Here is a 10,941-nt window from a genome sequence, read left to right on the forward strand (position 1 = left end):
CCTTACAGAAAGTTAAGAGAACGAGCTGAATGAATTGCTCATTCTCCTTTTTACACTTACTCTTCTTCAAGACGCTTTATAACGGTTGCTTGTTGCGCTCTCGTTAATGGATGATTCGGATTCTGGCCATTAAAGATTCCACGGTTCGTTAATTCTTCCCAAGCGTCGCGATGAGTTTCTGGTATAGTTTGACTCGGTTGTGCAAGAATTGCCTTTGCAAGTACTCCCATCGCATCACTAACATTCAATGTGTTGTTCTGGTAGGCTTCTTGCTCTCGTTGATTTCCAAAACGACGTAATACCGTTTCAAAGCGTTCTTTTCCTGAAGCCCATTGGAAATCTTCCGCTCTCACAATCATCAACCCCTCTTCAATCGGATTGCCATTAGGGTTTGAACGTTTCACTAATTGGAATTCAGCAGCAATGCCTAGTACATGCCCTCTCGCAATGGCATCAATCACTTCTGGTCTTTTTAATAAAGCAGCGTCTCGCTGACTATCAACAAACAATGACTCGGTTAACGCAGTTCTCATGTGTTGGTATGTGCCACGTAACACTGCAAAGTTCGCAGACTTTAACCCTCGATCTGTTACACTTCCGAACGTTCTAATCTCACGTAATATATTTTGTTGCAAGTGATTTCGTAGACCCGGAAGGTTTGAACTCGAATGCATAAACGTTTCTGTTCCATTCGAAGAACCGTTATGTGCATTCAAATGAATGGAGACAAAACCATCCGCTCCCCATGCAACAGCTAACCTTGCTCGTTCATTCAAAGCAATAAACGTATCGTTCGTACGGCTCATGCTCACTTGGACATTTTCATAGTCTTGTCTTAAAAGGTCCCGCACTTTCAACCCAATTTGTAACACGAGATCCTTTTCACGCAGACCGTTTCCTTGCGCCCCTGGATCATGACCTCCGTGTCCTGGATCAATAAAAATTTTGGGCATAAGAAAACCTCCTCTTGATTACTTTACGCTAAATGTCATTTGCTGTACGTGCTATTGTCATAGGGTATTCGCTCATTTTTCTCTAATCTGGCACTAAGACTTTTTAACGTTCTGCCCCTTTGTATACGACCAGAGACAGCATACACTTGAGGTAACAACAGAAATGAAGGGGGCTTACTTTGAAATGAATGCGATTCGCAACGAAAAATTAACCGTTTCTGATCAAACACAAGTCGAGACGTTCATTACAAAAGCACGAATTGGACATTTAGGAGTAACTGACGGTGATGTTCCTTACGTAGTACCGCTGAACTATGCTTATTATAATGACCAACTGTATTTCCATGGTGCGAACGAAGGGAAAAAGGTTCGTATTATAAAAGAAAACAATCAAGCATGCTTTTCAATTTGTGAGGAATACGGCACGATGGTCGATCCAGTTCCTGCCAAGACCGATACGGCTTATATGAGCGTGATGATTTTTGGAGAGATTGAAGAAGTCACAGATCTTGATGAGGCGACTCAAGCGATGCAAATGATGATTGATAAATACGTACCAGGATATTACGAGCGAGCGGTTCGTAAATCACACGTGCAAAACTATCGATCTTCTGTAGGTGCTTCCACTGCTGTCTATCGCATCGCTCCACAAACGATAACGGCTAAAGCTAACCCTCTCGACGAGGCCATTGCCTTTTTTTCCAGGTCGACGCGTCCATAAAGATGAAACTACAGAATAAAGCGAGTCGAAGAACCGTTTCGACTCGCTTTATTCCGTGTCTTTTGAGACTTTCGCATAGATACACGTATTTCGTAATTCATTCTTTTGATTAACGGCCACGTCGTCTTTTAGTAAGATTCCTTCTAACGTAAACCCTAATCGTTCTGGAACAGCACGACTTTTCCGATTCAACTCATCACAGCGAATCTCGATGCGATTTGCCTTTAACACCTGAAAAGCAAACGTTGTAATGCCTTGGACCGCTTCAGTGATAAATCCTTGCCGCTCGTGACGTTGATCAACCCAATAACCAATTTCAAATCGTCTCACATTCCAATTGATTCGATGTAATCCTGTAGATCCTACAAACTGACCACTTTCACGATGGAAAATATGCAATCGTAGGTCTTCCCTCGTTAAAAACCTCACATGTGCTTGACGAACTTCCTCTTCGACTTTTTCCATTATTGGCACTTTTTGAGCGAATGGCATCCACGGTTTTAGCGCTTCATTTGAGTGCTTTAATGCCTCATACACGACTTTCCCGTCACCAAAACGTGGTGCTCTTATGTACAATCGTTCTGTATAAAGCTCATCAGGAAATTCAATCATAATCGGATTCAACTGTGACACCCTCCTTTAGATAAATAAGAAAGGAGCGAAATGCATTTCTCACGCTCCCTCAACTTGCTATTCATTCTATCACACGAACGATTGATCCCACACTTGATTAATTTCGCGTAATCGAACATAAATGACATCGCCACTTCCATAGCCATCGTTCACTTCTAGTCCAATATATTCGCTCGTGACAGTAATAAGCATACCTTCAATAAAGTTGTTATCCGTCGTTACTTCAATACGGGTACCTAACTTCAAGTAAAGTTCTTTTTTTCAATCGATAAAAAAAACATCTTCTTCCCTCCTTTTATGAAACGCTCTGGATCGTCTCAATCTTCCGGATTGCAATTAACACTTGTCGTTCACTATTTTCAATGACGACTATATAGTCTTTTCGTACAGCAACTAACGTGCCTGATGTCACCCCAAATGGCGTTGTTACTTCAACACTTTGTTCTTTTAAACGTTTTAATAACGACGAAACGAGCCTTTACACAACCAGTTGAGCCAACGTCTCCAAAAATTATAATAATCACAGCACAGTCCTCCTTTTCATTAACGCTCTTACATAGTAGATTCAACTGCACTGCTTTCGACTGTAGTACAACCTAATTTAATGCCCGTTTTCTTAAGAAACCACATACGCCTACTAAGATAAACTCTAGATTTAATAAAACGTTTGTTTAAAAAAAGTTGTGAAGCCGTGAATGAAGAAGAATTTGAGATTCATAAGCCTTAACGTTTTTTGTCTACTATTCATGGGTACACTATAGATAGGTCAACTACTTCCATAAGAAAAAAGGTGCTTGATTATGCTAGATGCAGAGGAACGTTTTCTAATGACCCGTGAATTAGAGCGTTTACGCCAACAAGCAGCCGCCCTAAAGAATCTCCAAATGACAACTCCAATTACAGCGATCGATGAACAAATTGACTTACTCGAGCTTGTACTCAAAGAATATTAATCAAAAAAAAATAACAAGCAGGAATTCCTGCTTGTTATTTTTGCTTGATAACGATGAAAAGAAACAGTATATAACTAATCATTAAGATTGTACCGCCGATAATAAATGAAATCATCGTAAGTGTTGAACCGACTGTGTTGTACACCCACATGCCGATGACTAAACCAGTCGTTCCGATAATCGCTGTCCACGTATGGACCTTTGATAACCAGCCTTGTGACCCGAAGATTTGATAATAGATCCCCCAACTAAATAGAGACAACCACCCAACGACAAGTGCATGTGCGTGCACTGCGCGTAATGAATAATCTCCAGCTCCTGCAAGATGGCCACCCATAAATACGCCGAGAATACCAAACAAAGCAGACATTACGAGTAATGGCTTAACGTTCTCTTTCAACACAATTGCCCCCTCTAACCTATTCTCTACTCAGTGTAGCATGGCTCCTTGAGGGACGCACAACAGACGGTTCTGTTGATGTGTCTAGAGTCTAACAATTAGACATGTGCTGCTGGCGTTGTTTTCTTCCAAAACCCAATCATCAAACCGCTCACCACTGCTCCGATGATAATGGCAACTGCATACAAGAGGGTATTCGTTACCGCTGGAGTTAACATCGTAAGCACGCCCCCATGACCGGCCATAAGTGTCACATTAAAGAGCATCGATAAACCACCTGCAATTGATGAACCGACGATAATTGATGGAATGACCCGACCAGGATCAGCAGCTGCAAATGGAATGGCCCCTTCTGTGACGAAAAACGAGCCGAGTATATAATTCGTTTTCCCTGCGTCCCGTTGCTCTTGTGTAAATTTGCCTTTAAAGAGTGTCGTTGCGAGTGCAATTCCAAGAGGTGGCACCATCCCCCTGCCATAATCGCCGCGTGTGGCCCGAACTGGCCAGCGTCAATCATCGCAATTCCAAACGTAAACGCTGCTTTGTTTACTGGACCTCCCATATCAACGGCCATCATTCCACCAAGAATAATGCCGAGAATAACAATATTACCTGTCTGCATGTTGTTCAGCCAATTCTCTAATACGGAATTAAACGCATTTAACGGATCAATTAAGACGAAATGCATGATCATTCCTACAATAAGAATCCCAAACAACGGATAAAGTAGAATCGTTTTAATGCCATCGAACGTTGAAGGTAACTTCTGGAATAACTTACGCAATCCTAAAATGACATACCCCGCAAGAAAACCTGCAATCAAGCCTCCTAAAAATCCTGCATCCCCAGTTGTCGCCATGAACCCACCAATCATACCCGGAGCAAATCCAGGTCGATCCGCGATGCTCATCGCAATGAATCCTGCTAGTACGGCTACCATCAGTCCAAATGCATGATCGCCACCAATTGAACTTAAAGCTTCCGCAATCGGATGATAACTTGGGTCATTAGGGTCCGCTGCATTAATTCCAAATAAAAACGATAATGCAATGAGAATTCCTCCACCTACGACAAACGGGAGCATATTCGAAACACCGTTCATCAAATGGCGATAAAATCCAAAGCCTGTTTTTTTATTCGCTGAGCCGCCCGATTCGGCTTGGTCATTTCGATGATCGGACCGGTAATATACGGGTGCATCTTGATGTAACGCTTTCTTAAGTAATTCGTTTGGCTTTCGAATCCCCGCTGCAACGGGTGCCTCAATGAGACGCTTTCCATGAAAACGATCTTTTTCGATTTTCGTATCTGCAGCAATGATCACTGCACTAGCCTGCTCAATATCCTCAGCTGTTAAGGCATTGCGTACCCCGTCAGATCCATTGGTTTCAACTTTGATCGTAATGCCTTGCCGTTTCGCCTCATCCTTTAAACCGTCTGCTGCCATATACGTATGCGCAATGCCTGTAGGGCAACCTGTAACCGCAACGATTTGCGGAGCATCTTCTGTTACCTTTTCATCATGATTAGATTCATCATGATCTTGTGCATCAATAATGGATAGAATTTCTTCCTCACTACTCGCATGCAAAAGTGAATCACGGAACTCTGCATCCATCAATAATGAAGCGAGGCGAGATAACGTTTGTAAATGATCACTGTGAGCACCTTCACTCGCTGCAATCATGAAAAACAAATGTGCAGGTTGACCATCTAATGAATCGTAATCGATGCCAGCAGAAGATCGACCAAAAGCAATAGCAGGCGTTGTCACCGCTTTGCTTTTCGCATGAGGAATAGCAACACCTTCACCAATGCCTGTTGAACCTTCGCGTTCACGTTGAAGAATCGCTTCTTTAAACAAATCCGTATCTTCAATTGCCCCAGCGTCATTCAACGTCTGAATCAATTCTTCAATGACCTCTTGCTTGGACTGGCTATTCACATCAAGAACAATTGTCGTTTGCTTAAGTAGCTCAGTAATCCTCATGACGACATTCCTCCCAATTCTTCATTGTCGTTTTACGATACATCTCCAACACATCTTGCTTATCACAAAATCCCATTTGAAATGCACTTGCTGAACCACAAGCAACAGCAAAGCGTACAGCGTCTAAACCGCCATCATTCACGTGCTTTGCATAAATGAAACCAGCTACTACTGAATCCCCTGCGCCTACGGAGTTTAAGACGTTCCCACGAGGTGGCTGATAGTGGTATACGCGTTGATCCTCTGCAAAATATAATGCTCCCCGACTTGCCATTGAAACGATTACGTGTGGAATGTTGTATTCTTGTTTGAGCAGTGAACCATATTGATAAACGTCTTCTAAACTTACTATCGAACGATTGTACAATTCTGAAAGCTCATGATGATTAGGTTTCACAAAATACGGCTTCGCCGCTAACGCTTCCTTTAATGAAGAGCCATTTGCGTCTAAATAACACCGTACCCCTCGTTCACTTAATAACTTGATCCATTTATGATAGATAGACTGATCAACAGATTCAGGTACACTGCCTGCAAAAACAACGATATCCTCTTTGGTTAACCCTAGTAATAAGCCTTCTAGATTGGCAAGGTCTTTCTGAGTGATTACCGGAGAACGTCCATTAATTTCTGTCTCTTCAAGTGTCTTTAATTTTATATTGAGTCTCGTATCGCCATCTACTGACACGAAACGTTCCGCTATGCCTTCACTCGTCAGTACACTTCGAATGTATTCACCAGTAAACCCTCCAACAAAGCCTGTCGCCGTAGATGCAATGCCTAACCTTTGCAATACTCTCGATACGTTAATTCCTTTCCCACCAGGTTGCTTATCATCAGCCTCTGATCGATTCAAACGACCCGTTTCGAAGTTTGTGACGTTCACGATGTAATCAATGGCGGGATTTAACGTCACTGTATAAATCATGAACTCACCTCGATTGTCGTCAACTTCTCTAACGATTTCACCTTACTCTTATCCGTATGCGGTGACGTGATGATGATCGCTTGTTCAACCGCTTGAACATATGCAAACGAAACTTGATCGAATTTCGTATGATCTGCTAAAACAAAGGATGTCGCGCTATTCTCCATCGCTGTTTGTTTGACATTCGCTTCCTCAGGATCAGGTGTGGTGTACCCATCTAGCGCAACCCCGTTCATTCCGAGAAATGCATAATCAAATCGATAGAAACGCAAACTTTCCACCGCTTTCGTTCCAACTAAAGCGCCAGTTTGTGGCTTTACTTTTCCGCCAATGATGTACGTCTCAATTCCATAATCCATTAACGTTTGAACGTGTTGGATTCCATTCGTGACGACAAGAAGATCTCGATTAGCTAAATAAGGAATCATTTCATACGTTGTAGACCCTGCATCAAGGTAGATACACGAGCCTGATTGCACTGTCTTTGCTGCATACATCGCAATTCCTTGCTTCTCTTCTTTGTTACGTGTCGTCTTTTCAATCATGCTCGGCTCATCATGACGACGTTTTTGTAATGAAGCACCACCATGAACACGCGTTAACTGTTCTTCTTTCTCCAATTCAATTAAGTCACGTCGAATTGTTGATTCGGATGCGCCTATTGCATCAATTAATTGCTGGATTGTAACAACATCCTGTTTCTTTATAACTTCTAAAATCGCTTCTTTTCGCTTAATTGATAACATCATTTCACCTTCTTTTAGAAACCGCTTACAAACAGTTTATAATCAAAATTATTCACAGTCAATCAATTTCATTCATAAACATTCAATTTCTTTCAACAAAAAAAAGTACCAGCCTCAGCTGATACTTCTCTTCGTTTATGAGAATTCTTTCATAAGAACAGGAGCGATTTGCTTTTTACGGGATACGACTCCTTTTAATAATGCACAATTGTCATCCAGCTTCGTCTCAAACGCACGCTCTACTTTATCAAGATCCGTACCTGAAGCAAGAATCGTTGAATCGTTGTTCAGAATGTCTGTAATGACGAACAAGAAAACTTTCAATCCTTTTTCTTGAACGATTACATCTAATCGCTCTTCAATTGCAGCCTTCTGCTTGAGGACATCTTTAACATCAACCGTATTAACTTGAGCGATTTCTAAACGATGAACCCCGACTTCAAATTCCTTAGCATCAAGTGTAACGAGTTCATTCACGGTCTTCTCACTAAGATCTGCGCCGGCTTTTAGCATGTTTAGACCATATTCTTGTGCATCAACATCCGCAAGTTGAGCTAACTCTTCTGCCGCATCAATATCTTCATCTGTACACGTAGGTGATTTGAATAAGAGAGAATCAGAAATGATTGCCGATAACATAAGACCTGCAATATTCTTTGGAATCTCTATTTGATGTTCTTTGAAGATTTTAAGAAGGATTGTCGCTGTACAGCCAACAGGCTCAGCACGATAATAGAGCGGGTCCATCGTTTCAAAGTTCGCGATTCGATGGTGGTCAATTACTTCAGTAATCTTAAAACGCTCGACATTCTCTATACTTTGTTGGAATTCATTATGGTCCACGAGAATGACTTCTTCTCGTCCTTCAACCACATCATCTGAAGCAAGCACTGGGGCTTCTGTATTAAATTGCGTTAATGCATATTCCGTTTCTTTATTAATCTCTCCAAGTCGAACGGCAATCGCATCAGCACCTCTTTGTTGCTTAAAATACGCATAAGCAATCGCAGAAGTAATGGAATCTGTATCTGGATTACGATGTCCCGTAACAATAGCTTTTGACAATGGTAGAACCTCCTAGTTTTATCTCTATATAAGATCATTCATCGATTTGTTCACACCTTTGAGAATAACATTTTTTGTAGTAACCATTCAAATGAATTTATAAAACTTCTTCCACCTCACCTAGGTAAAAAGCATGAGAGTTTATACAATTCAAGTTTCAGAGTTGGCGTCCGGGGTATATATGGAGTAACGGAGGTGAAGCCATGAATCGTTTCACCCAATTCATAATTGGGCTAAACAGTTTCTTAACTCTACTACTTGTCACAGCAGTACTTCTATCAATTTTTGATGTGTACAGCGTCATGCTACAAATCGAATTATGGCCCAATACAGCAGAGTTGTTCTGGGTATTAATCGGTATTCTTTCTTTCATTGCTCTCGTTAACTTAATCTTGTTCTTTAGCAGCTTTAGAATGGGTGGACCTCCACGTTCTCGGGGACAACTAGATGTTCGTACGCAAAACGGGACATTGTCGATTTCACAACAAACCATTGATTCTACAATCTATCGTTCGGTCAAACGTTTTGAAGGAATTCGGGCGATTACAATACGCTCTCGTATTCACTCAGAAGAAGAATCGCTCGAGATTGCGATCAGTTTTTCAGTCATCGGAAATGAGCCTGTTCAACAACTAGCATCTAAAGTGCAACGTGCAGTAAAGGAAGATGTTGAACACTTCTTAGAAGTTGCTGTCTCCACGGTCCAAGTGAACATTAAGGAACCTGAGCCTGACAATAGTCAAAAACAACGAGTAGTTTAAGGAGGGAGGGAATATGGACAATAAGGAAGTATTCGCTCGGTATAGAGGACGAATCATCGGCATTTTTGCCGCAATTCTGTTTAGCTTACTTTACTTTTTTTGTAGGACTCTCAGTCGCAATAACCGTTTTCATCTTCTTATTCATCGGTTACATACTCGGAAAATGGTTTGATGGAGACATCGATGTTGCTGGGTATGTAAATGCATTATTTCAACGCAGACGTTAATCTTTAATTCTAATAAAGGAGAGATTGTCCATGGCTGAAGCAACGAAAACTGAAAGAACTGAACCTAAGAAGGAAAGTATCAAAGTTCAAGAACAACGAGAGCAGGAACTTCAAGAAGTGAACCGATTCAAGCTAACATTTGATGACGAAGTGATTAAGAAGGTAACCGCAATCGCGACTAGACAAACCGACGGTATTCTTGGAATGAGTGGCAGCGTTTTTGAAGGTTTATCTGAACGATTTGGTGCTACACAGAACATTTCAAAGGGCATCTCTGCTGAAGTTGGAGAAAAGCAAGTCGCCCTCGATATTGATGTTATTATTGAATACGGCAAGAGCATTCCAACCATCTATCAAACCGTACAAGACAATGTAAGTAACGCCATTCGAGAAATGACTGGACTTGAAGTTATTGAATTTAATATGCACGTTGAAGATGTACTCACACGCAAAGAATACGAGGAGAAAGAAAACCGCAGCAACCAAACCTCTACGACAGATCGCGTCGAATAATCATGAAAGCCCAAATGAAGGTGTTCCCACCTTCATTTGGGCTTTTTTAATAGCAAGTAGAGATCAACATGTCTTCTCTATGTTAGACCTACGCGCCTATATACAAAGTCTCCTTTACTAATAATTCCTACGACTATAGTTGGCCAATAAAAATAGCTCCTCTGCACCTAATGTTACGTCGTTAACTATGTTACATTTTGGTAAACGCATCAATATGGAGGTTTATTCTATGATAGAACATGTCGTTGACGATGTTCGCTTTCATTTACATGAAAAGCATGATTTTCGTTGGATCAAGAAATTTGGAAAGGTTTTTGCTGTATATCCAGACAAAAACGATGGTTACCTCTGTTTCGGTATTAATCGTAACGGTGTAAAACGATATATTAAATATGCAGGAGCAAAGACAGCGCTCTACTTTGGCAAACCCGAAGACGCTGTTGAACAGCTAGAAAAGGCAAACTTCGCTATGAGTTCCTAAAACACCCATCTCTCGTTAAGTTAACACACCATGAAGATGTAGGCCCTGGCTATATGCTTGAGTATGAATGGATAGAAGGTGAAAACCTTTGGCGCTACCCTTTTGAAAAGCTAGAGCTACAAGAACGTTTACAGCTGCTCGAAACGATCTTTACTTTTCACGAGAAAGTAGAACAGAAGAGCTTTGTAGCCATTGGCTTTAACAATGCGAGTATGATTTATGACGAGACGAACAAACGATTAAAAATCGTAAACATCGATCATTATGAAAAAAACGAGCACATAAACAAGATGGAAAATGTCCTTCCTTCATCCCCTTTTGTTAGCCCAGAAGAATTAACATTAAACACGAAGCTAAATACGCGAACAAACGTATACCGTATGGGTGCAATTGCCTTCTCTGTATTAGGGAAAGATCAAAACTTAGCGGGTAGTCCGATGCACAAGGTAGCGAAACGCGCCATGAGTAAAGACTCGACAGAGCGATTTGAATCTGTACAAGACTTTCATCAGATTTGGAAAAAAGCTGTAGAAGTTAGCTTAGCTGTACAAGGATATTAAATAAAGGATC

General features: G+C 41.2%; 16 protein-coding genes and 1 pseudogene. 7 read left to right on the top strand and 10 right to left on the bottom strand.

The features are described from left to right. Positions 1–56: 56 nt before the first annotated feature. Positions 57–953: an N-acetylmuramoyl-L-alanine amidase gene (locus tag JCM19055_RS05405; protein ID WP_052365969.1), complete on the bottom strand. Its 897-nt coding sequence runs from the start codon at positions 951–953 to the stop codon at positions 57–59. Between the two features lie 184 nt (positions 954–1,137). On the opposite strand from JCM19055_RS05405, the gene JCM19055_RS05410 reads away from it, so the two are divergent. After that, positions 1,138–1,674 carry a pyridoxamine 5'-phosphate oxidase family protein gene (locus tag JCM19055_RS05410; protein WP_042358875.1) on the top strand — a complete coding sequence of 179 codons (537 nt, stop codon included), beginning with the start codon at positions 1,138–1,140 and terminating at the stop codon, positions 1,672–1,674. Between the two features lie 48 nt (positions 1,675–1,722). Here JCM19055_RS05410 and JCM19055_RS05415 read toward each other — a convergent pair whose 3' ends face one another. The 3 genes and pseudogenes from JCM19055_RS05415 to JCM19055_RS25200 form a co-directional block, all read right to left on the bottom strand. Next, the gene (locus tag JCM19055_RS05415) at positions 1,723–2,298 is read right to left on the bottom strand and encodes a GNAT family N-acetyltransferase (RefSeq protein WP_042358876.1); all 576 of its coding nucleotides are present in this window, start codon (positions 2,296–2,298) and stop codon (positions 1,723–1,725) included. Between the two features lie 78 nt (positions 2,299–2,376). After that, entirely contained in the window at positions 2,377–2,553 is a 177-nt protein-coding gene (locus JCM19055_RS27130) for a hypothetical protein (RefSeq protein WP_193745323.1), read from the bottom strand. A 49-nt stretch (positions 2,554–2,602) separates the two neighbouring features. Then, positions 2,603–2,761 (bottom strand): annotated as a pseudogene (locus JCM19055_RS25200) (hypothetical protein); the annotation flags it as partial. 346 nt (positions 2,762–3,107) lie between these two features. Here JCM19055_RS25200 and JCM19055_RS27135 point away from each other — a divergent pair. After that, positions 3,108–3,260, top strand: coding sequence for a hypothetical protein (locus JCM19055_RS27135; RefSeq protein WP_193745059.1), 153 nt, complete (start codon positions 3,108–3,110; stop codon positions 3,258–3,260). Between the two features lie 34 nt (positions 3,261–3,294). Here the strand turns inward: JCM19055_RS27135 and JCM19055_RS05420 are convergent, their stop codons facing one another. The 6 genes from JCM19055_RS05420 to JCM19055_RS05440 form a co-directional block, all read right to left on the bottom strand. Continuing rightward, positions 3,295–3,663 (bottom strand): hypothetical protein, encoded by a 369-nt coding sequence (locus tag JCM19055_RS05420; protein WP_238554301.1) that lies wholly within the window; start codon positions 3,661–3,663, stop codon positions 3,295–3,297. Between the two features lie 95 nt (positions 3,664–3,758). After that, the gene (locus JCM19055_RS28640; protein WP_265181846.1) at positions 3,759–3,926 is read right to left on the bottom strand and encodes a hypothetical protein; all 168 of its coding nucleotides are present in this window, start codon (positions 3,924–3,926) and stop codon (positions 3,759–3,761) included. Next, on the bottom strand, positions 3,911–5,650 hold the full coding sequence (locus JCM19055_RS05425) for a fructose-specific PTS transporter subunit EIIC (RefSeq protein ID WP_265181847.1): 1,740 nt from the start codon (positions 5,648–5,650) through the stop codon (positions 3,911–3,913). Before JCM19055_RS05425 ends, JCM19055_RS28640 begins: the two co-directional genes overlap by 16 nt. Further along, positions 5,637–6,578 (bottom strand): 1-phosphofructokinase, encoded by a 942-nt coding sequence (pfkB, locus tag JCM19055_RS05430; protein ID WP_042358877.1) that lies wholly within the window; start codon positions 6,576–6,578, stop codon positions 5,637–5,639. Before pfkB ends, JCM19055_RS05425 begins: the two co-directional genes overlap by 14 nt. After that, positions 6,575–7,324, bottom strand: a complete 750-nt coding sequence (locus JCM19055_RS05435; protein WP_042358878.1) for a DeoR/GlpR family DNA-binding transcription regulator — start codon at positions 7,322–7,324, stop codon at positions 6,575–6,577. Before JCM19055_RS05435 ends, pfkB begins: the two co-directional genes overlap by 4 nt. Before the next feature lie 135 nt (positions 7,325–7,459). Then, complete coding sequence (locus JCM19055_RS05440; protein ID WP_042358879.1) at positions 7,460–8,389, bottom strand: manganese-dependent inorganic pyrophosphatase; 930 nt, start codon at positions 8,387–8,389, stop codon at positions 7,460–7,462. Between the two features lie 203 nt (positions 8,390–8,592). Here JCM19055_RS05440 and amaP point away from each other — a divergent pair, with 203 nt between their 5' ends. The 5 genes from amaP to JCM19055_RS22895 all read left to right on the top strand — a co-directional run bounded on the left by amaP (position 8,593) and on the right by JCM19055_RS22895 (position 10,931). Further along, positions 8,593–9,150 (top strand): alkaline shock response membrane anchor protein AmaP, encoded by a 558-nt coding sequence (gene amaP, locus JCM19055_RS05445; RefSeq protein WP_042358880.1) that lies wholly within the window; start codon positions 8,593–8,595, stop codon positions 9,148–9,150. A 65-nt stretch (positions 9,151–9,215) separates the two neighbouring features. Beyond that, positions 9,216–9,377, top strand: coding sequence for a hypothetical protein (locus tag JCM19055_RS28645; protein WP_265181848.1), 162 nt, complete (start codon positions 9,216–9,218; stop codon positions 9,375–9,377). Positions 9,378–9,407: 30 nt separating this feature from the next. Further along, positions 9,408–9,890 carry an Asp23/Gls24 family envelope stress response protein gene (locus tag JCM19055_RS05450; protein WP_042358881.1) on the top strand — a complete coding sequence of 161 codons (483 nt, stop codon included), beginning with the start codon at positions 9,408–9,410 and terminating at the stop codon, positions 9,888–9,890. Positions 9,891–10,119: 229 nt separating this feature from the next. Beyond that, complete coding sequence (locus JCM19055_RS22890; protein ID WP_052365970.1) at positions 10,120–10,371, top strand: hypothetical protein; 252 nt, start codon at positions 10,120–10,122, stop codon at positions 10,369–10,371. Positions 10,372–10,424: 53 nt separating this feature from the next. Then, the gene (locus tag JCM19055_RS22895) at positions 10,425–10,931 is read left to right on the top strand and encodes a hypothetical protein (RefSeq protein ID WP_052365971.1); all 507 of its coding nucleotides are present in this window, start codon (positions 10,425–10,427) and stop codon (positions 10,929–10,931) included. Positions 10,932–10,941: the final 10 nt, after the last annotated feature.

Origin of the sequence: Geomicrobium sp. JCM 19055 (assembly GCF_000698185.1) — a bacterium.
GTDB classification, from domain to species: domain Bacteria; phylum Bacillota; class Bacilli; order Bacillales; family Marinococcaceae; genus Geomicrobium_A; species Geomicrobium_A sediminis.